This window comes from Stappia sp. BW2 (assembly GCF_008107695.1).
Lineage (GTDB): Bacteria > Pseudomonadota > Alphaproteobacteria > Rhizobiales > Stappiaceae > Roseibium.
In genome coordinates this window covers 1-25,256 of record NZ_VIRG01000070.1, presented here as the reverse complement: position 1 = coordinate 25,256, position 25,256 = coordinate 1, and the positions used below count along the sequence as shown (strand labels likewise).

Here is a 25,256-nt window from a genome sequence, read left to right as displayed (position 1 = left end):
CGCGCTTCCTCAGGATGAGGGCGGTGTATGCGCTGCTTGCTAGCGGTTTTGGTGCGCTTTCAAAGGCCCTTTGAGCTCGCAAGCCCCCGGCCCTGTCTAGAGTCTCGCCAATTTCAGCTTCCGCCGATCACCGGCACATGCGGCGCTCTTTCGGGTCCAAGCAGCCCCAGCAGGCGCGGGTCTTCGGCAACTTCGATGGCACGCCCGTAGGGTTTGAAGCCGCAGGCCCTGTAGAACGCCAAAGCCTGAGGGCTGTCACCGGTGCAGGTGTGCACCCACAGGCGTTTCGTTTCCGGGCGGGACCAGACGATATCCAGCGCCTGGGCCATCAACCAGCGCCCAAGCCCGCCACCGATGGCACCCGGCACCAGGCCGAAATAGGCAAGTTCCGGCTCCTCCGGGTTGGCAAAATCCAGTTCCAGGGTTCCGACAGGTTTGCCATCGATCATGGGAAGGTAGTTCTCGCGCCCCGGTTCGGCGAGCAATTGCCTCAGCGTCGCATCGTCATGGACCAGCCTGCCGAACCAGATCCAGTCCTCGCCCACCTCGCGGAACAGTTTGCGATAGCTGTCCGGATCCGGCGTCTCCCACCTCTCCAGCGTCACATCGCTGCGCGGCGGGGCAAGCGGCGTTTCCGGCGCCTGAAGCATTTCCAGAAACGTCACCACGAAGGCAACCTTGCCCTCAGGGATATCCGTATAGCCATCGAGGTTGAGCACTTGCGTCGACATGAAAACTCCAGATTGCCGTGTCTTTGACAGGACTTACCAAATGCCGGGATCATCGCCAAGCACGACGGGCAGAATGCGCCTGATTAAGGGCTTGTTAACCATCTTCACACACAGTCTGTTCAGATCTCCAGGAAGGAGCTGCCATGGCAAAGGTCGGAAACTACGTCCAGCGGGACTACCACAAAACCTTCAGCACGAAGCGGAAGTCGACTTGGTCTGACTACAACAAGGCCTGGAACGGACGCCGTCAGGGGGCGTCGCAGAAAATGCAGCAGCTTCGCAATCTGGCCTCCACATTCGCGACCATCAACACGCAGGCCGCTCAGACAAACACGATGTTTGTCATGCAGAACCAGGGTCGGCTCGGTGGCTATGCAAACCAGACAGCGGCTATGGCCCGCATAAACGTGCTCGTCTAGTTTTCCGTGCGAACAGCCAGGCGAATGCCCTGGCGACCTCTCTTTTTCAAACAAAAGTTACGCAACGTCTTCGGGCGATTGCCCCGTTAAGAAAGTGTTTATTCCTTCAGGAGCTATGCTGATTCAGTCTTTTGAAAAGGCAATCGCATGGCCAAGGTCAGCACCTACTTCCAACGGGATTATTCCAGACGTTTCAGCTCCAGCAAGAAGTTCACGCTGGCTGATCACAACAAGGCATGGGCAAAGCGGCGTCAGGCGGCCGCAAAGCGCATCGACCAGTTGAACAACTTCGCTTACGTGATGCAATCGATCAACACCCAGGCCTCACAGGCCAACACGCTGTTCGTCATGCAGAACCAGGGGCGGCTCGGCACATACGCCAGCCAGACCGCAGCCATGGCCAGGATAAACGTGGTGGTTTAAAGCGCAGCGGGCCAGATCCCCAGGCGCTCAACGGAGCCTTGTTGAACGCGTCGGCGATTACGCCACCTCAGATCGAACCGATAGTCTTCAGCTTGATCCGCGGATGAACCTCCGCCTGGCTCATGATCGTCGTATGCGCGCGGAAGCGTTCGACGATGGAGCGGACAAACGGACGGGTCTGCGGCGATGTCAACAGCACGGGAACCTCGCCCTGCTGGGCAGCGTGCTCGAACGCATCGCGGACACCCCCGACGAATTCCTGCAGCTTGCTCGGCTGCATGGCGAGCTGGCGGTCGTCGCCCTCGCCGATGATGGATTCCAGGAAAGCCTGCTCCCACTGCGGCGACAGCGCGATCAGCGGCAGATAGCCACCCGGGGCAAGATTGGCGGCGCAGATCTGCCTGCCGAGCCGGCTCCGCACGTGTTCGGCGATGGTGTCCGTGTTGCGGGTCATGCCGGTTGCTTCGGAAACGCCTTCCAGAATGGTTCCGAGATCCCGCACCGAAATGCGTTCTCCCAGCAGCGTCTGCAACACACGCTGAATACCGGAAACGGTGATCTGGGACGGGATCAGGTCCTCCACCAGCTTGGCCTGTTCGCCCTGCAGTTCCTTGAGCAGCTTCTGAACGTCGCCATAGGTCAGGAGTTCGCTGATGTTGGCCTTGATGGTCTCGGTCAGATGCGTGGACAGAACGGTTGCCGGGTCCACCACCGTATAGCCGCGCAGAGAGGCATCTTCGCGGTACTGGGCTTCCACCCAGGTCGCGGGCAGGCCGAAGGTGGGCTCCGTGGTATGCGTGCCCGGCAGCTTGACCTGTCCACCTGCCGGATCCATCACCATGAAGTGGTTCGGATAGAGCACACCACGCCCGGCCTCGACCTCCTTGACCTTGATGACGTAATCGTTCGCGCCGAGCTGAATGTTGTCGAGGATGCGCACCGGCGGCATGATCACGCCCATGTCGCCCGCGATCTGGCGGCGCAGGGCTTTGATCTGTTCGGTCAGAACATCGCTGTCGCCCGTGGCCTTGCCGTTGATCAGCGGCAGCAGCGCATAGCCCAGTTCGATCCGCAGTTCGTCCATCTTCAAGGCATCGGTGATCGGCGGCTCGGGCGGCGGCTTCGGCGCAGATGCCACCGCCTTGACCATCTCGGCCTTGGCGGCAGCCAGCTTCTTTTTCGCCCCGACGGAAAACGCCAGATAGCCGGCAAGACCGGCAAGACCGAAGAACGGGATCATCGGCATGCCCGGAAGCAGCGCCAGGATCACCATCACCGCCGCAGACATGCCGAGGGCTTTCGGGTAGCCGGTGAACTGGCTCGTCAGTGCCTTGTCGGCCGCGCCATGAACGCCGGCCTTGGAAACAAGAAGACCGGCGGCTGTGGAGACGATCAGTGCCGGGATCTGGGAGACGAGACCATCACCAATGGTCAGCAGCGTGTAGTTGTTGGCGGCCTCGGTGAAGGTCAGATCCATCTGGGCAACGCCGATGAAGATCCCGCCGAGAATATTGATGAAGGTGATCAGAAGGCCGGCGATGGCATCGCCGCGCACGAATTTGGACGCACCGTCCATGGCACCGAAGAAGGCACTTTCGTCTTCCAGCGCCTTGCGGCGAGACTTGGCTTCCGCTTCATCGATGAGGCCTGCGGACAGATCCGCGTCGATCGCCATCTGCTTGCCTGGCATGGCATCCAGGGTAAAGCGCGCCGCGACTTCCGCGATACGGCCGGAACCCTTGGTGATAACGACGAAGTTCACGATCACCAGGATCGCGAAAACGATGATCCCGATGACGAAGTTCCCGCCCATGACAAGGTTGCCGAAGGACTGGATGACGTTGCCCGCCGCCGCCGTTCCTTCATGCCCGTTTGCCAGGATCAGCCGTGTTGAGGAAATGTTGAGACCGAGCCGAAGCATCGTCGCAATCAGCAACACCGTCGGGAAGGACGAGAATTCCAGAGGCCGCTGGATGAACAGCCCCGTCATGAGAACCATGACGGAAAAGATGATGGACACCGCCAGAAAGGTATCCAGCATCACGGGCGGCATCGGCAGGATCAGAAGTGTCAGGATGACCAGAATGCCGGTGGCAAGACCGACGTCGCCCCGGCGAAGGGTGTCAACCATCTCCCTCAGGAAGGGGAGGCCGGCAAAACCGGCGTCTGCGGCGGGCGCAGCCGTCTGCTGCTCCGCTGAGGGGCCTTCCGGTCTGGGTTGTTGGCCTGCTGCCGTGTCCGACATTTCTATTCTGGTTTCCTGTGACCGCCACCCGGATCACCGGGCGCTCTGTTGGTCTTTGTCATGGTTCCTGCCGGTCCGATCAGGCCCGGGCCTCACCTGGTCCGGGAACGCTTACGCCCTCATCGGTATATTGATTCAGCTTGTTGCGCAGCGTCCGGATTGAAATACCCAGTATTTTTGCTGCATGGGTGCGGTTACCGAGGCAATGATCGAGCGTGTCGAGAATGAGGTCGCGCTCCACATCGGCAACGGTTCGTCCGACGAAGGACCGCGTGACGGCCTCGGCCGTCTGTGCAGCCCGCTCTGCGGCCCCCTTGGACACCGTCAGCGGCGTGCCGTCCGGCATGCGGATCGCTTCGACACCGATTTCCCCGCCGGACGCCAGCAGCACCGACCGGTGCATGGTGTTTTCCAGTTCCCGCACGTTGCCCGGCCACGGATTGGACATCAGCGCCTGACGAGCTTCCACAGACAGCGGCCGCACCGGCATGCCGTTGGCTTCCGAATAGTGCTTTATGAAGAAGTGAGCCAGTTCCATGATATCCGCCGGCCGCTCGCGCAGCGCCGGCAGCTTCAGGTTCACCACATTGAGGCGGAACAGCAGATCCTCGCGGAAATGCCCCTGACGCACGCTTTCGGCAAGATCCCGGTTGGAGGTTGCCAGAATGCGGATGTTGACCGGAACCGGGCGCGTGCCGCCGACGCGGTCGATCACCCGTTCCTGGATCGCGCGCAGCAGCTTGGCCTGCAGACGAACGTCCATTTCCGAGATTTCATCCAGCAGCAGCGTGCCGCCGTCAGCTTCCTCGAACTTGCCGATCCGCCGGGCAACCGCACCGGTGAAGGCGCCCTTCTCGTGTCCGAACAGCTCCGATTCCAGAAGATGTTCGGGGATCGCCGCACAGTTGATCGAGATAAACGGCTTGGACGCCCGGTTCGAGCATTTGTGCACGTGGCGGGCAATGACTTCCTTACCCGTACCGCTTTCACCGGTGATCAGCACCGAGGCATCCGATGGCGCGACCTGTTCGGCCAGCTTGACCACCGAGGCCATGGCATCGTCCCGGTAGATCAGATCGCCCCGCTCCTGCGCGACGGCTGCCAGCACAGCGGCGATCAACTCCGGATCGGGCGGCAGCGGAATATATTCCTTCGCGCCTGCCCGGATGGCGGAGACAGCCGCCTGAGCATCCGTTTCCACGCCGCAGGCCACCACTGGCACATGAACGCGTTCGTTCTGAAGTTTCTGGATCAGCCCGGCGATGTCGAGATGAACCTCGACCATCATGAGGTCTGCCCCGCGTCCGGACCGCAGAACCTTCAGCGCTCCTTCAATATCGTCCGCATGGGTGACCTGAGCCCCGCCCTGCATCGCAATCTTGGAAGCCGTCGTCAGCTGACCGCCGAGCGTTCCGACAATTAACAGCCGCATGCGTTACGCTCCCTATCGATCCGTCTTGATGATTTCAGTCATGGTCACGCCCAGCTTGTCTTCCACCAGGACGACTTCGCCACGGGCAACCAACCGGTCGTTCACATAGATATCGATGGCTTCCCCCACCTTCCGGTCGAGTTCCAGAACGGTTCCGGACCCCAGTTTCAACAGGTCCGACACATGCATTCTGGAATGTCCCAGGACTGCGGAAATGCGAACGGGAACGTCGAAGACGGCTTCAAGGTCGGCCGCGGATTGCGGTGCATGCGGTTCGCCATCGTCGAGCGGGCGCTCAGGCGCCTCGAGCTCGTCGAGCGGAATGTTATGGTCTTGCTCGTCGCTCATGCGTCAGTTTCCTTTTCCGCCGACGTGTCGGAGGTCTTGCTGCGTCTTTCCGCGCTACGCCCGCGCAGGTAGGAACGAATGCTGGCATCGATTTCGGCTTCGATTGCCTTGCGGTCGCGTCTGATACCGCCGTCGGCCCACTCTATATGACAATCGCCACGGCCAATTTCAGGTTCCCCGAGGATGACCAGCCGTCCCTCGAAGCCCTTCTCGTGAATGATCGGATCCACCTGAGCCTTCAGCGCTTCGACATCCTTCTCGGCAATCCGGATGACAAGATGCGGCGCCTTGCGCAACGGTCCCAGGCATTCTGACACCAAAGCCACCGTCTCGGCCAGCGGCTGACGCGCAATCAGATGGGCACACAGACGCCTGGCCACAAGAAAAGCAAGGCTGATGGCATCTTTCTCGCGATCCGCCACCTGACCATCCAGGGTGTCCAGAACGCGACCGACGGCATCAACGAGTTGGCCGACCTCCGCCGTGAGCAGGGTCTCCTGCTTGGTCTGCAGATCCTGAAGCGCTTTCACGCGGCCTTCCTCGAAAGCCTGCGCCTTTGCCTTCTTCAGCAGTTCCTCATGCTGGGCCACCGGAATCATCGGTATCTCCGGCTCGACGGGTGCAACCTCTTCCGGCGCTTCAGGCTCGGAAAAGTCAACGTTGAACAGAAATTTCGATGGGTTGGTCATGCGTCCCATTTTGCTGTAAGTGCCTGCCGTTTGCCGCATCAGTAGATAATTTCATCCTCGCCCTTGGACTTGGAGATCATGATCTCGCCTTTTGCCGCCAGATCCTTGGCCTTGTTCACCATGCCGGTCTGCGCTTCGTCCACGTCACGCAGCCGCACGGGCCCGAGCGCCTCCATATCGTCCCCCAGGAGCTTGGCAGCCCGCGAGGACATGTTGCCGAAGAAGAACTCCCGTGCGGTGTCCGTCGACCCCTTGAGCGCAATCGCGAGCTGATCCTTCTCCACATGGCGCAGCAGAGTCTGGGCACTGGCCGCATCCAGTTTCAGAAGGTCGTCGAAGGTGAACATCAAGGTCTTGATGCGGTCGGCTGCTTCGCGGTTGTCTTCTTCCAGCGCCGCCAGGAAACGGGCTTCGGTCTGCCGGTCGAAGTTGTTGAAGATATCCGCCATCATCTCGTGACTGTCGCGTCGCGAGGTATTGGTGAGGTTCGACATGAACTCCACACGCAGCGTCTGTTCCACCTTCTCCAGTACTTCCTTCTGGACGGCGTCCATGCGCAGCATGCGGCTAACCACTTCCAGCGCCAATTCCTCCGGCAGGATGCCAAGCACCCGTGCGGCATGGTCGGAATTGATCTTCGACAGCACCACCGCGACAGTCTGCGGGTATTCGTTCTTGAGATAGTTGGCGAGAACGTTCTCCTGCACGTTGGAGAGCTTCTCCCACATATTGCGTCCGGCCGGGCCCCGGATTTCCTCCATGATGACGGAAACCTTGTCACCCGGAAGAAAACTGGCCAGAAGCCGCTCGGTCGCATCGACGTTACCCGTCAGCGAGCCCTTGGAACTCACGCGGCGCACGAAATCCTTGAACAGGTTCTCCAGCATGTTCGGCGTGACTGGACCAAGGTTTGCCATGGCGGCGGACACCTGGCGAACCTCGATCTCGTCAAGCTTGGCCCAGATCGGCGCACCATGGGACTCGCCAAGCGCGAGAAGCAGAACGGCTGCCCGCTCCGCTCCTTTCAGCTCGCGATCTTCCTCGTCGGCGCTGACCTTCAGCTGTTTCTGGAGTGCATCGCTCACTGTCAGGCCGCCTGTTCATCCAGCCAACCGCGGACGATGGTAACCGCTTCGGTCGGGTGGTCCTTGATCATGTCGCCTACTTTGGCAATCGAGCTCGCCTGCATCGCCCCTTCCTGTTTGGCCTGTTCCAGCCATTCGATCACGAATTCGTCTTCCGCGGCTTCTTCCTGCGGGACTTCCGTTTCCACCACCAGGGTTCCGTCCGGACCGATCATGAGCTCCTGCGGCTGTTTTTCTTCCGGTGTCACGATGCGCCGCAGAAGCGGGCGGACAACGAACAGCAGCAGCATCACTGCGATCAGGAACAGAACACCCAGTTCGGCAAAGCGAATGATGTCGTTGCGGGTGAAGTCGAACAGGTTGTCGCTTTCGGCCAGCAGGTCGTCCTGCGGCGGCATCGCGAACTGCAGGTTCACGACTTCCACCACATCGCCCCGCTGCGCGTCGAAACCAACTGCGGAGCGAACCAGCACGGCGATCCGGTCCAGGGTTTCCTGAGGCCGCGGTGTGTAGGTGCTGCCGCCATTGCCGTCCGGCTGGTAGGTGCCATCAACCAGAACGGCAACGGACAGGCGTTTGATCTTGCCGGCTTCAACGACCTCTGTCCGGGTCGAATGGGAAATCTCGTAATTGACGATTTCCTCGGTCACGGACGAGGTGTCGCGCTCAGCACCGCCCTGACCGGCATCGGCGTTCGGCAACTGGTTGGCAACGGTCACCTGCCCGTTCCGGGATACAGCGGAGGAAGCCTCTTCCTTGGACTGGGTGGACCGCACCACCTGCCCGTCCGGATCAAAGGTCTCGGTGGTTTCCGTCAGGCGGTTGTAGTCGACTTCCGCGTTGACGCGAACCCGTGCCCGGCCTGGGCCGACAACAGAGTTCAGGATTTCCTCGATCTGGTTGCGCAGCCGGCCTTCCACCTCGACAGTCCGCTCCTGCAGCGAATTCGACAACAGGCCTTCTTCGTCGTCGCCCACGCCGGACGCCAGCAGGCGCCCACTTTCATCGACGATGGAGACCCGGTCCGGCTCAAGGCCTTCAACGGCAGTGGCAACAAGATGCTGGACCGCCCGGATTTCACCTGGTCCCAGCGCCCCGCGAACGTTCAACACGATGGAGGCAGACGGCGGACGACGATCTTTCTGGAACAGCTGGCGCTCCGGGATCACCAGGTGAACACGGGCAGCGCGGATACGGTCAAGGGTTCCGATCGTACGGGACAGCTCGCCTTCCATGGCGCGCAGGTGATTGATGTTCTGAACGAAGCTGGTGGCCCCCAGCGTGTCTGAGCGGTCGAAGATCTCGTAACCGATGGACCCACCGGTCGGCAGGCCTTCGGCGGCCAGCTGCATGCGCAGGCGAGCGACCTGTTCGTTGGGGACAAGAATGGAGGCACCCTGACGGGCAATCTCGAACTGCACGCCCTGGCTTTCGAGCTGCGAAACGATTGCCGCGGAATCTTCCAGAGTCAGCTCATTGTAAAGCGTCGTCATCTGGGGTGCCGTCACCCGGAAGATGATGAACGCGAACACGCCGACAAGGATGGCGGCAACCGCCCCCATTGCAGCAATGCGCGCCGCCCCCAGGGTTTTTATGAAATCAACAAGTCCGTTCACGAATGCCCGCCCGCATCTGAAGCATGTCCTAGCCGTTATTAATGGAGTCGGCCGGACACGCCACACCTTCGATGGGCAAAATTTGCCGCCCAGGTGGTTAACAAGTGGTTAACAAAACCTTTCCAATAAGGGCGGATCGGCCAGTTTCAGCCATTTCCATTAATGCAAACTGCAACTGAGGTGGGGAAAAACTGCCTACTTCATTAATATTTGGATAAGTTCCACGCTGGCAGCAAGCAAAATAAAAAGGCCGGCAGAGCCGACCCTTTGATTGCGCCTTTTGAGCGCGTTGCAGAAACTGTGTTCCGGATCAATTTCGATATTGTTGGATCCGGGTTGCTCGAAGCCCGGCTAGGCCGTGCTTTTCAATCGAGCTTTGCCAGGAGAGAAACTCCTCAACTGTCAGAGTGTACCTCTGGCAAGCTTCTTCAAGGGACAACAAGCCACCGCGAACAGCGGCGACTACCTCTGCCTTGCGGCGGATGACCCACCGCTTTGTCGAAGTCGGAGGCAGGTCCGCAATGGTTAGCGGGCTACCGTCCGGTCCGATGACATATTTAACACGCGAACGAATATGTTCGGTCATTGTACTCTCACACTAACCATGACCAAGGCTTGAAATGAGACTACAAGATGACGCTTAACAAACGCCTAAAGCAAAATTGTGTTTTTATTAACTATAAAATCTAAATTTAGTGAATGATATTTAGGATTTGACTAAGTATAAACCTCCAATTCTAAATAGTATTATATGAAATCGTTAACCATATTTACCTGCTCATGCAATTTGCGAGGCAATTCGATTAACTTTGAAATTGCATGCCCCCCCCCGCAGCACCTCAACCGCGCATTTTATGCGCCGGCAAATGTCCCGAGGCGTGCAGAGCACTTCAGAAACACGCAGAAAACGCAGAAAACCGCCCCGGAGACCTCCGGAGCGGTTTTCAAAAAAATTAGTTTGACGGGATGATCAGGACGGACGGGCGACCGATACCACGGAACTGACCGGAAATTCCTGGCTACCAACCTTCAGCACCGCTTCACCGCTCGACCAGTCCACACTGTCGACAATACCGGAGACGGTCGTCTTGACGGTTTCCGGTCGGCTGGAGGCGTCCTTCATGTCAAAGGAGATGGTGTAGAGCCCGTCGACAGCCTGCTGGCCGGAGTCCGTCTGCCCGCCCCAGTAGAAGGTGCCATCCCCGGCGTCCAGTTCGATTTCGCCGCTGTAAACGATGGAGCCACCGCTGTTGCGGATCTCGAAGTTGCCTGTCGCGGCTTCCTCAAGACTGTAGCTCCAGCTGGCCTTGCTGCCGGACAGGGTCGTGGTGGATGCGTCGGCAGTGACTTCATTGCCGATATAGCTGACGTAGCCCATGCTCTGGTTGGTGGCCAGAGACGCAATGATTTCTTCCAGGTTCTGGTTCTGCTTGATGGCCTGTTCGACGTTCGAATACTGCACCAGCTGACTGGTGTATTCAGCCGAATCCAGAGGGTCCAGCGGGTCCTGGTTCTGGATCTGGGTCGTCAGGATGCTCAGGAACAGCTCGTAATCCGCTATCAGGCCGGCCTGGCTGGTGGATGCGGAACTCTGCGACGCTGCCGAGGAAGCTGGAGAAACCGTTGTCATTTTTCACTCCTGAGGCGGCAACCCGCCCCGTTAAACTTTCATGTCCAGACCGCCGCGTTGTTCGGCGATAGTCATTCTGACAATGTCTTCATGCATCGGATCAGCTTCCGCAGAAACCGCCCCTCCGCCACCGTTCGAGGTCGGCTGATGGTCTCCCTCGCCCTGCTGGGAACCGAATTGCTGCCCCCCGTCCTGCCTCAGGGAGAATTGCAGGTTGTCCGAATCCGGATTGAGCCCTGCCGCCTCAAGTGCCCGCTCCAGGCCACGCTGATCGCGCAGGAACATGTCCAGCGTCTCCGGCCGGTCGACCCGCAAATGGGCCTGAACCTTGCCGTCGTGAGAAACCTTCATCTCAACCTCGACCCGGCCGAGCTCCGGCGGATCGAAACGCATCTGGAAGCGGGTCTGGCCGTTCTTCAGATTACGGGCAATCTCCGCCGCCACCTGGCCGGCCACATGGGCAGACTGGCTATGGCTGGGCGCTTGCAGGCTTTCGGTCCGCATGGCACCGGCCAGATCGCCGCCGCGCACCGTTGCCGTGCCCATTTCGCCGGAAACGCTTGTCTCCGGCAGGTCAGCAGGCAGATCCGCCTCATCAAAGGCAATGTTCGAAAGCGCCGCCGCCGGAACAGCCGCAGCCATTGCGGCGCCGCGGGGTTCCGGTCCCTTCTGGTCCACCGCCCTGGCAGCAGGATCAGCAGCAGCAGTGTTGCCAGTGCCAGCCGCTTGCGGGCCGGTTTCAGCCTGAACGGCAGGTTTGACCAGACCAGCGCCGTCTTCCGCGGCAGGCTCTCCGGCCGTCGGCTGGTCAGTCAGCACCGGTTGCACCGTTGCCTGAACAGGCTTCTGCACGGGCGCAGCTCCAGCATTCACGACATCAGCAACCTGAGCGGCGGCCGTGCCTGTGGCGGAGCCTGCCTTCGGTGCCGCCTCACCTGTTTCGGCAGTCACCGCCGTTGGCTGAGCCGCTTTCCCATCCACGACAGGCGCGGCTGGCATTGCAGCAGCCCCAGCGCTCTCAGGCGTTGCCGCGGCCTGAGCAACAGCCGAAGTGGACGCAGCTTTCGTTCCCGCAGGCGTCGCAGCCGCGACCTGAAGTCCGGGAGCCTCAGATCCAATTCCAGTCCCAGCGCCAATACCAGTCCCGGCCAAATTCCCACCCCCGGCCTGACTCGCCACATTTCCAACAGCCTCCGCAGCGGCCTGGGCCGGCAGTGTTGCGGATGGCCTCGGATTAAGCGGTTGACCGGCAGGCGTTACCGGCGCTCGAAATTCCTTAGGCAGCTCGCTTTGCCAGCGGCGCTCTGTCGTTACGGGCACTGGCCGTGAAACAGCAGACTGAAGCTCCGCACCCGGGTTGGAAACCGGCCGCTCGGGTGTTGCAGGCTGCGGGACACTTGTCTGTGCATCCGCCGAGGCGCCTGCCTGGTTTGGCTGCGCGGCCGCTGAAGCGGGCCCGGCATTAGCATTAGCATTGGCATTGGCATGCGCCTTTTCCCCTGCACCCGATGCAGGCACAAGCGCAGGACCACTTGCCGGATTATCCAGAGGCGCTACAGGCCCATTGGCCGAAAGCGGCGCTGACCCGGACGGCGTTGCGCCGGGAGCCGGTGCACCAGCAATCCCTGCACCTGCCACACCTGTTCCTGGTCCACCTGCAGCTGCACCAGCTAGACCAGCCCCAGAACCGCCTTCAACCGAGACACCGGCGCGGGTAGCCTCGGGAGCAATGGCAGCACTGTCACCTGCCACTTGCGGCACCGGCTGCACAACGGGTGCGGCCGGGGCAAGATCTGCAACAAGGGTAACGTCGTCAGACTGAGCCGTGTCCTCCCCCTCTGATGGGAGCTGATCTTCTCCGACTGTGTCTGCCAGTCCCGCACCGGGAACCGGTGCTGCGGCGCTGATAGTACCAGAGACAACCGGATCGGCCGCAGGCACTGCCGGGTCCACTGCACCGGCGGGAGCAAGTTCGCCGGTGGCCATATTGGCCTGGATCTGCGTGGCAACCACGCCAGGCATAAGCGGATCGGCTGTCCGGCCACCTTTGCCGGTGACGGCCGCGCTTGCCTGCGTCTTTGCTTGCCCTTTGCCCTGCCCGGCAATCGAGTTCAACTCGTCGGCAAATCCGTTTGCCTTCCCCTCAAGAGAGGAGGCAGCAGCAGAACCGGCAGACGCCTGTCCGCCAGCAAGTGCGCTGCCCGCACCTGCTGCCAGCGCCCCGGCAGAAACATCCGTTGTCAATCCAAATGGCAGCACGTTTGCCCCCAGCTCCAGGCCCGCAGCGGCGGGCACATTACGTCACCGGGACAGGAAGCAAGCATCGGGCCAAGTCAGATAAGCGGACAGACCCATTGATTTTATTCGCTTTTCTCCAGCTTAGGCCCTCCCCTAGCCCAGTCTTCAGGCGGCAAGCTTTGCCGGTCAGGCAAAGCGTGCCTGCCATGCGGGGGAAGCAATTGGCAGCAGCACACCTTATCTGTATAGTGCCGCCAACTTTGAATAGGGCACTTGATCGCCGCCCGCCCGACGGGGCGCGGATGGCACGGGACGGACAACCGCCCTGCCTGCGCGATCGGCCGAAAACTTCTGGAAGTACACTGGATGCGAAACAGTCTGGATCTGCCCGGCCGCCCGGAAGACACTCGCGTTGTCGTCGCCATGTCAGGCGGCGTCGACAGCTCTGTCGTGGCCGCCCTGATGAAGGCCGAAGGCTACGACGTCATCGGGGTCACCCTGCAGCTTTACGATCATGGCGCTGCCGTCAGCAAGGCAAAGTCCTGTTGCGCGGGTGTCGACATTCACGATGCCCGCCGCGCGGCGGAAACGATCGGCATTCCTCATTACGTGCTGGATTACGAAAGCCGGTTCAAGGAACAGGTCATGGACCGTTTCGCCGACAGCTACATTGCCGGTGAAACACCGATCCCCTGCGTTTCCTGCAACCAGACGGTCAAGTTCACCGACCTTCTGAAGACCGCAAAGGATCTTGGCGCCGATGCGCTGGCAACCGGGCACTATGTCCGCTCTGCCCAGCAGGGCAACAAGCGCGCGCTGTTCCGCCCGGCCGATCTCGACCGAGACCAGAGCTACTTCCTGTTCGCCACCACGCAGGACCAGCTCGACTTCATCCGCTTTCCGCTTGGCGGCATGCCCAAGTCGAAGGTGCGCGAACTTGCGGCCGAATTCGGCCTGACCGTCGCCAACAAGCCGGACAGCCAGGACATCTGTTTCGTGCCAAACGGCGATTATGCCGAGGTCATCCGCAAGCTGCGCCCCAATGCGGCCGAACCGGGCGAGATCGTCCATATGGACGGGCGCGTGCTGGGCACTCATGACGGCATTATCCATTACACCATCGGCCAGCGGCGCGGCCTTGGCGTTGCCACCGGCGACCCGCTTTATGTGGTGCGCCTTGATCCGGACGAGCGCCGTGTCGTTGTCGGCCCGCGCGAAGCACTGGCGACCCGCACCATCCTGCTGCGTGAAATGAACTGGATCGGCGACCAGCCGCTCGACGAAGGCGACGAGATCGAACTGTTCGCCAAGGTTCGCTCCACCCGCCCGCCGGCACCAGCCACCTTGCGCATTTTGAACGGCAAGGGCTTCGTGGACCTCGCCAATGGCGAAACCGGCGTCGCCCCGGGCCAGGCCTGCGTTTTCTTTGATACGGACGACGAAACCGCCCGTGTTCTGGGCGGTGGCTGGATCCACAAGACCGAACGCACAGGCGACTGGGCGCTCGATTTTCCACAGGCCAAAGCCCCGGTTTCCGCGGCCTGAAGCCAAACAAAAATCTTTGCGGCCGGACGCCAATTCAACGCTTGACGCCCGCCCGCCGCCTCACTATAAGCACCCCACGTCGCGAGGGCCTCCCAGGCCCGGTTCGCACTGGATGGCGGAGTAGCTCAGCTGGTTAGAGCAGCGGAATCATAATCCGCGTGTCGGGGGTTCAAGTCCCTCCTCCGCTACCATCTTCCGCAATAAAACCTACCGCACGCCTAGCAGCATTTTATTCAATGAAGAAAATGCTGCCGCATTTGCGATTGTTGTCTTTCCTGCAGTCGATCCTGATTTTCTTCAATTTGGGTGCGCAGAGACACTCGCTGCCCGCCCGATCCCGGACTTGAACTTCAAGCCCCATCGCGCTCACTACAGCATCAATTTCACTGCATGGGATCGATCTATAGCTTGAAGTAAATCTTTTCGGATTTTCCATCCGAATAATATTCAATTTTTGATCCTGGTATTTCCTTGGAAAGACGCTGTGCGATTTGGAGACCCTTCTCATCCAAGGCTGCCAGGGTCTTCAAATTTCGAAACCCAGCAAAGAAATCAGCTTCATATTCCAAAAGCCATACGCGGACATCTCTCTTTAACCCGGCCGAAACACCGATTTTGTCCAAATCAACAAACCCGCCATCCAGAGTGTCCCGGACACCCGTTCCAGAACTCATGCCGTCTACGGTTAAATACCTCATCTTAAAGGCGCCCATTAATCACAGATCAACACACCTGCCGAACTGTAGAATTGGTAGTCCGAATTCCTCGTGGAGCATCCGTTTCTTTCTCCGAATTCTTGTTACGATTGCACCAACGTTGGAATCCTAACCCGCGTGTTGGGGAATAGAGACCCTGTTCCGCTACCAAATTCAACTTGATCTAACACCACTCAATTCAATCCTGTTCGACGAAGGTCATCGTGGAGTTGCCCTGGGGTTGGCGGAGGGCGTTTAGCTCGTTCCTTAAAGTTTCTTCTGCGCAATTTCAGTTTGTCGATGTGCTTCTTCACGCATGGCAACCACCGAGCGGACCTTGCTTCTCACTTGCCAATCCAAATTTCCTGAAGAGAGTCCAGAAGCGCCGCAATCGTGTCCCGACCCAAATGCCGGTTCATTGTTGCAAAGCCAAGGCAGGCAGGAACGGATACCGCCTTCCCCACCGCTATGCCGAAGGCCTGGCGCTGGTGCAGGGCGATGGACTCGCGGCAAAGGCTGAGGCCAACGCCTGCCCGCACCATTTCCAGCATCGACGCCTCCTGATCAACCAAGGCAACAATGTTCTGACGGCAGTTATGTCTGGTGAATATCTCGTCCAGCAAACGGTAATGTGCCGATGCGGGCGGCGTGCCGATCCAGGGCAGCTCCGCCAAGGCCTCCCAGCCCGCGGTCTCGACCTGAGCCTGCCAGCCCGGAGGGGCGATGACGCGATAAGCGAAGTCGGCAAGCCGCACGGTGTGGAGCTTTTCCTCGTTCTGCTGAAGCACCGGCTTGTCCGGATTGCTCAGATAAAACCCCGCATCGATGCTGCCTCGCATCAGCCTCGCCAGAACCTCACCGCTCACCCCATGGGTTAGCTCAGTTGTTATGCCGGGATAATCGGCACGCAGACGCCGCAGCAGCGGACCAAGCCGGATGAATTCAGGGTCCACGATGGTCCCAATGCGTAACGTGCCACTGACACTGCCTTTGCCTTGCTGCGCGCTACGACGAAACTCTGCCAGGGCCTCGAGCACCTGCTCCGCCTTGGCCAGGAGCTCCGCACCGCTATTGCTCAATTCCAGCCCCCTGGAAGTGCGCCTGAACAGCGTTGTCCCTGTTTCCTCCGCCAGCCGTTTAAGCTGATGACTGACGGCGGGTTGGGTCAGGTTCAAAACCTCGGCGGCGCGAGAGACGCTGCCTTCGCGGGCGACAGTGGTGAAGGCCAGCAGTCCGCTGATGTTTGAAAAGAGCTTCATATAAAAATCTCTAATATCACTTGGTGCCAATTGTCATTGGATTTGTGCAAGGTGCCCCGTTAAAGCCCAAAACAGTGCAGTTCAGGGAGGGAACCATGTCGATCGACATGACGTTCGATTATATCGTCGTGGGGGCTGGTACCGCCGGCTGCCTGCTGGCCAACCGGCTGAGCGCCGATCCATCCAACAATGTTCTCCTGCTCGAAGCCGGCAAGCGCGACAATTACCCGTGGATCCACATTCCAGTGGGCTACCTCTACTGCATCGGCAATCCGCGCGCCGACTGGCTCTACAACACCGAACCTGACAAAGGATTGAACGGACGCGCCTTGCGGTATCCGCGCGGCAAGACGCTGGGCGGCTGTTCCTCGATCAACGGCATGATCTACATGCGCGGTCAGGCCCGCGACTATGACAATTGGGCCCGGATCACCGGCGAAGATGCCTGGGCGTGGGAAAACGCGCTTCCGGATTTCAAGAAGCACGAAGATCACTACAGGCTCGATGACGGCGACGTGCGCACCGGTGACAACAGCCGATTTTCCGACATTCACGGACATGGCGGCGAATGGCGGGTGGAAAAACAGCGTCTGCGTTGGGATGTACTGGACAGCTTCGCCGACGCGGCAACTCAAATTGGCGTCGACAAGACCGAAGATTTCAATTCAGGCGACAATGCCGGGGTTGGCTATTTCGACGTCAATCAGCGCGCGGGCTGGCGCTGGAACACATCGAAGGCCTTCCTGCGCCCGGCCAAAAAACGCCCCAACCTGACCATCTGGACCGAAGCGCACGTCGAGCGACTGACGTTCGAGCGTGATGCCGACGGTGGCCTGCGTTGTGCGGGCGCAATCGTGAACCGGGCCGGCGAGTCCCGGAGACTTTCCGCAACGAAGGAAGTCGTGCTGTCGGCAGGAGCCGTTAACTCGCCGCAGATCCTGCAGCTGTCCGGCGTGGGCTCCGCGGAGCTACTGCGCGAACACGGTATCGAAGTGGTCTTGGATGCGCCCCAGGTCGGTGAGAACCTGCAAGATCATCTTCAGATCCGTGCCGTGTTCAAGGTCAAGGGCACGAAGACGCTCAACGCCCTGGCTTCGACCCTTTTGGGCAAGGCGAAGATCGGCATGGAGTATGCGTTCAAGCGCTCCGGTCCGATGAGCATGGCCCCCAGCCAGTTGGGCGCCTTCACCCGGTCGGATCCACAGCGCCCCCACGCGAACCTGGAATACCATGTCCAGCCACTCAGCCTGGATTCATTCGGTGAACCTCTGCACCCCTTCCCGGCAATCACGGTCTCGGTCTGCAACCTGAACCCGACCAGCCGTGGCCATGTGAAGATCAGCTCGGACAGCTTCCGCGATGCGCCGAGGATTACGCCCAATTATCTCGACACGGACGAAGACCGCAAGGTCGCTGCCGACAGCCTGCGGCAGGTTCGCACGATCATGAAGCAGCCAGCGATGGAAGCTTATGCACCCGTGGAATTCAAGCCCGGTGCCGAGTATCAAACCGACGACGAGCTGGCCAAGCTGGCAGGGGATATCGCCAACACGATCTTCCATCCTGTCGGCACTGTCCGCATGGGCCGCAAGGACGATGCCGCGGCCCCGCTCGACCCGCATCTGCGGGTCAAGGGGATTGCGGGACTGCGCGTGGTCGATGCCTCTGTCATGCCGGAAATCACGAGCGGCAACACCAATTCGCCCACGCTCATGATCGCCGAAAAAGCCGCCCAATGGATACTCGCAGGACAGTGATAAAAAGAGCCTTGTAAAGGCAAGAATTGCGGAGGAACAATGCGCAAGACCTTTTCCCAGCTTCCACTGACCGGCGTAAAGATCGTCGATTTCGGCCAATATATCGCTGGCCCTGCAGTGGGAATGCTGCTTGGTGATCTGGGTGCCACGGTGGTCAAGATAGACCCGCTTGCAGGCCCCATGTGGGACAGCCCGGCAAATGCAGCCCTGAACCGGAACAAGGTCATTGTGAACCTTGATTTGAAAACGGAAGACGGGCTGGAAAAAGCCCGGGCCCTATGTTCCGAAGCCGACATCGTGATCGAGAACTTCCGGCCGGGGAAACTCGCTGCGCTGGGACTCGACTTTGCGGAGATGCGCAAGGAGCGCCCCGAACTCATTACCTTGTCGATCCCCGGCTTTGCCTCGAACGATCTCGAACGTCGCGAACAACGCGCGTTTGAAACTGTTGTTGCGGCGAGCTCCGGTGTGTTTACGGATATGGGGCTGAACCGCGTCCTGATGGGTGTAAACCCGTCCTTTTCTCCGCTGCCCCTGGCCTCAGCCTATGCTGCACAGATCGCAGCCTCCGCTGCAGTGCTGGCACTGCAATCGCGGCAAGTGACAGGGCGTGGCGACCAGATAGAAGTGCCTCTGGCCGCCGCGGTGATGGAGGGGTTGTGTTACAACTCCATCAAGGTGGCTGACATACCCGAACGCTACCTTACGCAGCGCGAAAAAGAGATCGAGCGACGCCGCATCGAGGGTCTGCAGATGAACGTTCCTTACGAGGACCTGCAGGAACTTCTGGATCCGTTCTTCCGCAGCTACATGTGCAAGGACGGACGCATGTTCTACGTGGTCTGCCCCAGCCACAAACATCACGCGAAGCGCTGCCTTGAAGTGCTGGGCATCTACGAGAAGCTGGTCGAGGAGGGACTGACCTCGGAGGACGACACCTACAAACCCTGGGCCGAATGGTCCTCGCCGGTTTCGCTGGGCGTCTACCCCATGCCCAAGGACTGGGCCGACCACATCGCCGCGCGCATGAAGGAAGTCTTCATGACGCGCACCGCACGCGAATGGGTCAAGCTTTTCGGACGTGCCGGCATCCCGGGAGGGCCGCAGTTGTGGCTTCAGGAATGGATCAACGACGAATACGCAGAGCACTCCGGCCTGATGATCGACGTCTGGGATCCGGAATACGGTGAAATGACCCAACCAGGCCCAATCGTCTGGATGGAGGAAAGCGGCGAGGAAGCACTGGCGCCAGAACCGCGCCGCTGGGTGGAATTCGACGAGGCGTTGAAGATCCTGCGGAAGCATCGTACCGACATTCCAGAGCCGTCCGAGGAGAACGATCAGGAAGCATGGCTGACCGGCGTGCGCGTGCTGGACCTCTGTAACGTGATCGCAGGACCGCATTCGGCCTGCTACCTCGCACGCTTTGGCGCAGAGGTCATCAAACTCGACCCCGCACAGCCGCTATACGATAGCTGGAACACGGTGATCTATGGCCTTTCGCAGATGCGCGGCAAACGCTCGATGCTTGCCGATCTGAAATCGCGTTACGGGCGGCAGGTGTTTGAAGATCTCGTGAAATCAGTCGATATCATCGTCTGGAACGCACCGGACAGCCAGATCAAGCGCATGGGCCTCGATACGGAGAGCCTGCGCAAGCTCAACCCGGATGCGATCTTCTGCAAGCTCGACTGCTTCTCGGGCGTACGCCGCGGAGTTCGAACCGACTATATCGGCTATGACGACCTCGTGCAGGCCGCCACAGGCATCATGCTGCGCTTCGGAGGTGCCATGGACAGGCCCGAGGAACACGCGCATGTGGGCACGATTGACGTCATGTGCGGTTTTGGTGGCGCGCTGGCGGTGGCAGCGGCCCTTTATCAGAAATACCGCCATGGCCGGATTGGACGGGGACGCACCTCGCTGTCCGCCAACAGCGGGCTGCTGCAACTGCCCTTTGCCTTTGACTACAAGGGACGCGGGTTGTTTGACGAACCTTCCGGACCCGACGCCATCGGCTGGGACGATCTCAGCCGCTTTTACAGCACCGCCTCGGGCCGACACATACTTCTGAGCGCCTATGAGAATGACCTTCAGCGCTTCCGTAACGTCGAAGGGCTTGAAGAGCTTCCCGATATTGACCCCGATGAGCGCGCCGCCTATCTCGCCACCGCGTTCCAGAGCCAACCCGCCTCGGAATGGCTCTCACGACTGCGGGAAGCGGATATCGGTGTGGCGATCTGTGAAAACATCGATGCGCTTAGAGCGAGACACTCCCGGGAAGCGGATGATACGCCGGGAACAGACAATGGCAGCTATTCCTTCTCGGTTTACGCTGATCACCCTTCGGGTCATGAGGTCATCCAGCTCGACCCCTACGCCGTGCGGGCAACTCGCGGGAAGGTCTACGCGGTGTCTCCCTCCGAAAAATTCGGCGCGTCCACCCGCACCATTCTGGCCGAACTCGGCTATGCCGATCGTGCGGTTGAAAAAATGCTGACCTCAGGCGCACTAAGTGAGTCCTGGAGTGAGGAATATCTGCCGAGCTGACATAGCAGCAGGCGGCGCTTCGCCGCCTGCGGCACCCCACGCCGGGCTTGCACCGGCAACACTTCGACCGGGAAGCAATGTCGCGTGTCGGAGGGGCACACCCCTCCTCCGCGACCATCTATGCAATGTCTCTTCCAGATTCTGCGGCTTTATAGTCACTGCTGTTTGGCCGGGTCGCGTGCAAACTATACGTCGATCACATCAGCACATCCGCACACTGCCCCGGCCATCGCAGTCGATCCGTTGAGATCAATAGGTGTCTTCGACCAGGCGCAGCGTCGCCACAGTGACATGCGGCCAGCTGAGCCCGTTGAAGTCCAGGATCACGCGCTGGGTGTACTGAAGCTGCAACAGCGGCTTGCCGTACTTGTCCGTCCCCTTCTCGATCCAGAAGATGGATGTGGCCTTGGGCATGTCGGCGTTGGGCCCGCCGCCGTTCGGTGGCTGTTTGCCAACGAGGAAGGCGATGTTGGAGGCGCCGCCTCCGACGTCAGGAACTGCCCCCGGAGCCGTTGAGTCCGTCGAAAGCACCAATACCACGGTCTCTGTGATGGTTTGGTCCTTCAGCACATCGGTCAGGAACAAGTTGGGATTGTTCAGGTGATCCTGGTCCAGCCCGGCGACGCGCGCGAGATCGGTTCGCGAATTCAATGATATCGACAGATCCTGCTCGGGAAACTGAACGAGGTCGGTGGCCCCGTCGTCGACGCTGCCGATTTTGAACGGTACGATCGAAGACGGATCAATCCTTGGCTGCGGCGCCGTGAAGGCCTGGCCCTGCATGTTGATCGTCGTGCCGTGTGGAATAGATCCCATGCGAACTATCGTGGGCGGCTCGCTGGGATCCTGCGTTGCAGGTACGTTGTTGAATACCCCCGGCTCAAAATGCTGACCCGAGTTGTCAAAGCTGTCGTTGATCGTCTGCAGGTAAGCCACGCCGCCAAGGAAGATGTCCTTTTGCAGAAGAGCCCTGTTGGCGATCCCGGTCGGGCCACTGATATCGGTGAAGGACAGCGTTTCCTCTGTCATGTTCAACTGCAGAAAATGCGGCTGGTCGCCGAAATCTGGCGTCACCGAGGGATTGTTCGGCCGCCAGATCATATTGAAGCCCGGCCCTTTCCAGGTTCGTTGGGCGTTGCCTTCCGGTGTGGTGCCGCAGAGGTCGCGCAAAAGACCCAGGAAGTCTTCCTGGGAAACCGCCTCGGACAGGGTTTCTTGCACTGTAGCCGAGCCGGAATGTTTCTGTTCGTATTTGAAATCAGTTTGGATGGGCATAACAACTCCCCGTGAATAAACGAGAGAAAAGACATTCAAATGCTTACGTAAAGTCAGATTTTTCCAAAATCAGAGCATTAAAACCCGAATTAATAGCGCGCAATTCTCCAAAAAATTGAGAAAAGAGCAACTCTGATCAAAAAATACACACAACCTAACGCAAAGGAACTCTTTCATAGATTGCTTTTACCGTCAACCACAACATGGCTTTCGAGGCAAGAAATTACGTAACGTTATTTCAACCCTATACTCCACAAAAAGTTGAATCTTGGTGAAAACGTAAACATTCATGCTCGAAAAATATGTATTATATAATATATATACACACAACCATGCCTTAAATTAATCAAATAATTTTTAAGAATATGAAATATAAAGAAATACAGAAATAATATATAGATAATCATTTTAATAATTGGCAGAAATCAAGAAAAACATAAATGAAAGCTTACGAGCTCACCCACCTCCGTCCGCGTAAAACAGATCGGCACACTCACGTACGATTTAACGCGTTTGTAATGCTCAACGAAACGGAAAGAGGCACGGGCGTCATTCAGGGTCTCGTCGTCGATTACCAGGGAGAAACGACATGTTACACGGAAAACCAGGTCGCCTGCTGGTGCGGCCTGGAAACCGGCGTGTTTGAACGCGCTTCCTGCGACCACCACCCCTTCCGGTTTGATGAACTCTCTTTCGATCGGGTGTCAAAGTGTGGTAAGCGCCAGCAAGGCAACAACAGGAATGCACCATTGAGCGAACTGACCGTAGCGGATGCGACGAACCGCGTTTACGAATCCCTTCAGGCTGACAACGAAGACATTGACCTGCACATCGCAGCTCTCAAGGAAGCGTTGAAACGCGAAGGCCAGAAAGAAGCCGTCATCGATCCGACCAAGCTCGTCCAGAACAACCGGTCCGGACGCAAGCTCATGCAGGCCTATTTTCGCCAGCGCGGCGTGAAGGTCACCTTCGCGTCTTCATAACGCGAGGCTGCCATCATCGGCCAACTGTCCGCCGATCCCCGTTTGGACGTTCCGTCGTCCGACCGTGTCCTCTCCACCGGCACTGCCGCCTTCATTTTGATAAGTTGGTGGGAGTGCCGGCGTCGATGCCACGAAGAGCACCTAACTCATTCGAAAACGGTACTGCTCAGTTTCTGGCTTTTCAGATGGGCTCTCTCGGCATGTCGCGCACCGCTCGTGAACATGTACCGTTTCGCAACCCAGGAAATCGCAAACACGAAGATCAACAACGGCACGATAAAGAACATCAGCGAGGAGAGATTGTTTCCGACCACGCCTTGTGAAACAAGAAACCAAATGTAAAGGCCCGCGAGAACAACGGAAATAGCCAATTCAACGAGTGTCATCTGAAACGACGCACGCCAGGCAAAACCGCTTTCGGGGATGACTTTGTATCTCTTGTAAAACTGGCGCCCCGCATCCAAAGCGGCGCCCACCACTGCGCCTATCTCGTTCACCGAGCCGGTAATGCTAATTCCGGTAAGAATTTCCAGAACAACACTGAAGATCGCCAGAGCGATCAACAGACCGCTAAAAACGAACGCAAATCTGACCAGTCCAACACTTCTTTGCACAACAGCCCCCAGAACCTGAAACATGTTTTCGCCAGCGAAAAACAAAAGCAAACCTGCCCGACATCCCCTTGGCGGAAATTCCGGCGATAGCCGTCTGCTGTAGACCTTAAATCTTAAGTTGAAATTTTCAGAACCACTTCAATTGACGAGAAACTGTGCCCCTCCTGCACTTTCTCCAGTCTTTTCAACGGCCTCAGCGCGCGTTGAACAACGTATATTTTTCTCAGATCCCCCTGGCTTTCCGGCCATTCGACCAGAGGTACATTCGAAAAGAAAACCGCATCAAAAGGCGATGCACCCATCTTGGCAGGTTTGCTTTAAAATGGTGGGCAACAAAACCGACGCCAACCGCCAGCAGCCTTCAGATCAAACCGCCAATAAACTTTACAAAACGCCTTTAAAATATGTTCATTTTGCCTCGATCTTGAGGCCTTATTTCAGCCCAACAAATACGGATGACTGACTGCAATCAAAGAACAATAATCATCTGATATTCAGGGCTGTATTTCCTTTCCGCCTTCACCGTCGAAGCCAAAAGAGGTTTGGATGACTGTACTCATTACCGGCGGCGCCGGTTATATCGGCTCGCATTGCTGCGTGGCTTTTCTGCAGGCCGGGCACGACATTGTTGTGGTGGACAATATGTCCAACGCGAGCCAGGTCAGTCTTGAACGGGTAGCGGCCATCACCGGTGCAAAGGTATCGCTTGAAACAGCCGATATCCGGGATCAGGCGCGGCTGGAGGAGATCCTCCGGCAGTACAGCTGTACGGCGGTCGTGCATTTTGCCGGGCTGAAAGCGGTCGGCGAATCCACCAGGATCCCCCTCGCCTATTACGACAACAACGTGGTGGGAACTCACCGCCTGCTTTCGGCCATGGCCAATTGCGGCGTGAAGCAGATGATCTTCTCGTCCTCGGCCACCGTCTATGGCGACCCGCAATTCCTGCCACTCACCGAGGATCATCCGACCGCAGCCGTCAACCCGTACGGCCGCACCAAACTGATGATCGAGGAAATGCTGCGCGACGTCGCCGCCAGCGATCCCTCCTGGCGCTTCGGCATCCTGCGCTATTTCAATCCGGTTGGCGCGCACGAAAGCGGGCTTGTGGGGGAAGATCCGCAAGGCATCCCGAACAATCTCATGCCCTTCATCACCCAGGTCGCCGACGGCCGCCGGGAAGAGCTTTCCGTCTTCGGCAACGATTATGACACGCCGGACGGAACAGGTATTCGCGACTATATCCACGTGATCGATCTGGTCGAAGGACACCTCAAGGCGCATGAAGTGCTCGAGGCTGGCTCCGCCCCGTCGAATTGTTTTGCGGTCAACCTTGGCACCGGCAACGGCTATAGCGTGCTGGAGATGGTCAAGGCGTTCGAGCGGGCCTCCAACAGAGAGATCCGCTACTCCATCGCTCCCCGCCGGGAAGGCGATGTGGCGCAGTGTTTCGCCAATACGGAATTTGCGGAAAAGCTGCTGAACTGGAAAGCAGAGCGCGGCCTTGAGGACATGTGCCGCGACACCTGGAACTGGGTCTGCAAGAACCCGCGCGGCTACGAAACCGTCGCCTGAGCGAGGTTGAAGCATTACAAGTAATGGGATGTGTCGGCTGCTTCCCCACCGTTGGGTTATCCTTATCCGGGATCAACCGCGCAACAAGGAGAAGCAGCCATGTGTGCAAAGAAGACAGGAAGCATCGAAGACCTCGCCGTCGTCGGG

General features: G+C 58.9%; 21 protein-coding genes and 1 tRNA gene. 8 read left to right on the top strand and 14 right to left on the bottom strand.

All coding sequences use genetic code 11. The features are described 5' to 3' along the window. Nucleotides 1–113: 113 nt before the first annotated feature. Nucleotides 114–731 carry a GNAT family N-acetyltransferase gene (locus FMN63_RS18995; RefSeq protein ID WP_148585754.1) on the bottom strand — a complete coding sequence of 206 codons (618 nt, stop codon included), beginning with the start codon at nt 729–731 and terminating at the stop codon, nt 114–116. 143 nt (nt 732–874) lie between these two features. Here FMN63_RS18995 and FMN63_RS18990 point away from each other — a divergent pair, with 143 nt between their 5' ends. Next, nucleotides 875–1,150: a flagellar biosynthesis protein gene (locus tag FMN63_RS18990; protein ID WP_148585753.1), complete on the top strand. Its 276-nt coding sequence runs from the start codon at nt 875–877 to the stop codon at nt 1,148–1,150. A gap of 147 nt (nt 1,151–1,297) precedes the next feature. After that, on the top strand, nt 1,298–1,573 hold the full coding sequence (locus FMN63_RS18985) for a flagellar biosynthesis protein (protein WP_148585752.1): 276 nt from the start codon (nt 1,298–1,300) through the stop codon (nt 1,571–1,573). Between the two features lie 67 nt (nt 1,574–1,640). Here the strand turns inward: FMN63_RS18985 and flhA are convergent, their stop codons facing one another. The 9 genes from flhA to FMN63_RS18940 form a co-directional block, all read right to left on the bottom strand. Next, the gene (gene flhA, locus FMN63_RS18980; RefSeq protein ID WP_148585751.1) at nt 1,641–3,818 is read right to left on the bottom strand and encodes a flagellar biosynthesis protein FlhA; all 2,178 of its coding nucleotides are present in this window, start codon (nt 3,816–3,818) and stop codon (nt 1,641–1,643) included. A 79-nt stretch (nt 3,819–3,897) separates the two neighbouring features. Beyond that, nucleotides 3,898–5,250: a sigma-54-dependent transcriptional regulator FlbD gene (gene flbD / locus FMN63_RS18975; protein ID WP_148585750.1), complete on the bottom strand. Its 1,353-nt coding sequence runs from the start codon at nt 5,248–5,250 to the stop codon at nt 3,898–3,900. Between the two features lie 12 nt (nt 5,251–5,262). After that, entirely contained in the window at nt 5,263–5,598 is a 336-nt protein-coding gene (gene fliN / locus FMN63_RS18970) for a flagellar motor switch protein FliN (protein WP_148585749.1), read from the bottom strand. Further along, nucleotides 5,595–6,287, bottom strand: coding sequence for a FliH/SctL family protein (locus FMN63_RS18965; protein WP_209001240.1), 693 nt, complete (start codon nt 6,285–6,287; stop codon nt 5,595–5,597). The genes fliN and FMN63_RS18965 overlap by 4 nt, the downstream gene beginning before the upstream one ends. 38 nt (nt 6,288–6,325) lie before the next feature. Then, nucleotides 6,326–7,372 (bottom strand): flagellar motor switch protein FliG, encoded by a 1,047-nt coding sequence (fliG, locus tag FMN63_RS18960; RefSeq protein WP_148585747.1) that lies wholly within the window; start codon nt 7,370–7,372, stop codon nt 6,326–6,328. A 2-nt stretch (nt 7,373–7,374) separates the two neighbouring features. Beyond that, on the bottom strand, nt 7,375–8,988 hold the full coding sequence (gene fliF / locus FMN63_RS18955; RefSeq protein ID WP_148585746.1) for a flagellar basal-body MS-ring/collar protein FliF: 1,614 nt from the start codon (nt 8,986–8,988) through the stop codon (nt 7,375–7,377). Between the two features lie 310 nt (nt 8,989–9,298). Next, a complete protein-coding gene (gene sciP, locus FMN63_RS18950; RefSeq protein ID WP_006940094.1) occupies nt 9,299–9,574 on the bottom strand; it encodes a CtrA inhibitor SciP in 276 nt (91 codons plus the stop codon). Nucleotides 9,575–9,958: 384 nt separating this feature from the next. Continuing rightward, nucleotides 9,959–10,618: a flagellar hook assembly protein FlgD gene (locus FMN63_RS18945; RefSeq protein WP_148585745.1), complete on the bottom strand. Its 660-nt coding sequence runs from the start codon at nt 10,616–10,618 to the stop codon at nt 9,959–9,961. Nucleotides 10,619–10,648: 30 nt separating this feature from the next. Further along, complete coding sequence (locus FMN63_RS18940; RefSeq protein ID WP_148585744.1) at nt 10,649–12,913, bottom strand: flagellar hook-length control protein FliK; 2,265 nt, start codon at nt 12,911–12,913, stop codon at nt 10,649–10,651. A 309-nt stretch (nt 12,914–13,222) separates the two neighbouring features. On the opposite strand from FMN63_RS18940, the gene mnmA reads away from it, so the two are divergent. Further along, nucleotides 13,223–14,401 carry a tRNA 2-thiouridine(34) synthase MnmA gene (mnmA, locus tag FMN63_RS18935; protein WP_148585743.1) on the top strand — a complete coding sequence of 393 codons (1,179 nt, stop codon included), beginning with the start codon at nt 13,223–13,225 and terminating at the stop codon, nt 14,399–14,401. A gap of 114 nt (nt 14,402–14,515) precedes the next feature. Then, nucleotides 14,516–14,592, top strand: a tRNA-Met gene (locus FMN63_RS18930). A 210-nt stretch (nt 14,593–14,802) separates the two neighbouring features. On the opposite strand, the gene FMN63_RS18925 is transcribed toward FMN63_RS18930, so the two are convergent. Together FMN63_RS18925 and FMN63_RS18920 are read right to left on the bottom strand one after the other, a co-directional pair. Then, nucleotides 14,803–15,099 (bottom strand): hypothetical protein, encoded by a 297-nt coding sequence (locus tag FMN63_RS18925; RefSeq protein WP_148585742.1) that lies wholly within the window; start codon nt 15,097–15,099, stop codon nt 14,803–14,805. Between the two features lie 341 nt (nt 15,100–15,440). Further along, nucleotides 15,441–16,385, bottom strand: a complete 945-nt coding sequence (locus tag FMN63_RS18920) for a LysR family transcriptional regulator (RefSeq protein ID WP_286192703.1) — start codon at nt 16,383–16,385, stop codon at nt 15,441–15,443. Nucleotides 16,386–16,456: 71 nt separating this feature from the next. Between FMN63_RS18920 and FMN63_RS18915 the strand changes: the two genes are divergently transcribed. Further along, nucleotides 16,457–18,112 carry a GMC family oxidoreductase gene (locus FMN63_RS18915; RefSeq protein ID WP_209001347.1) on the top strand — a complete coding sequence of 552 codons (1,656 nt, stop codon included), beginning with the start codon at nt 16,457–16,459 and terminating at the stop codon, nt 18,110–18,112. 39 nt (nt 18,113–18,151) lie between these two features. Beyond that, nucleotides 18,152–20,662 carry a CoA transferase gene (locus tag FMN63_RS18910; protein ID WP_148585740.1) on the top strand — a complete coding sequence of 837 codons (2,511 nt, stop codon included), beginning with the start codon at nt 18,152–18,154 and terminating at the stop codon, nt 20,660–20,662. A 249-nt stretch (nt 20,663–20,911) separates the two neighbouring features. On the opposite strand, the gene FMN63_RS18905 is transcribed toward FMN63_RS18910, so the two are convergent. Further along, on the bottom strand, nt 20,912–21,937 hold the full coding sequence (locus tag FMN63_RS18905) for a heme-binding protein (RefSeq protein ID WP_148585739.1): 1,026 nt from the start codon (nt 21,935–21,937) through the stop codon (nt 20,912–20,914). Nucleotides 21,938–22,686: 749 nt separating this feature from the next. Between FMN63_RS18905 and FMN63_RS18900 the strand changes: the two genes are divergently transcribed. Beyond that, on the top strand, nt 22,687–22,920 hold the full coding sequence (locus tag FMN63_RS18900; protein ID WP_148587249.1) for a hypothetical protein: 234 nt from the start codon (nt 22,687–22,689) through the stop codon (nt 22,918–22,920). Between the two features lie 146 nt (nt 22,921–23,066). On the opposite strand, the gene FMN63_RS18895 is transcribed toward FMN63_RS18900, so the two are convergent. After that, nucleotides 23,067–23,558 carry an ABZJ_00895 family protein gene (locus tag FMN63_RS18895; protein ID WP_148585738.1) on the bottom strand — a complete coding sequence of 164 codons (492 nt, stop codon included), beginning with the start codon at nt 23,556–23,558 and terminating at the stop codon, nt 23,067–23,069. A 522-nt stretch (nt 23,559–24,080) separates the two neighbouring features. On the opposite strand from FMN63_RS18895, the gene galE reads away from it, so the two are divergent. Then, nucleotides 24,081–25,109, top strand: a complete 1,029-nt coding sequence (gene galE, locus FMN63_RS18890; protein ID WP_148585737.1) for a UDP-glucose 4-epimerase GalE — start codon at nt 24,081–24,083, stop codon at nt 25,107–25,109. Nucleotides 25,110–25,256 lie beyond the last annotated feature (147 nt).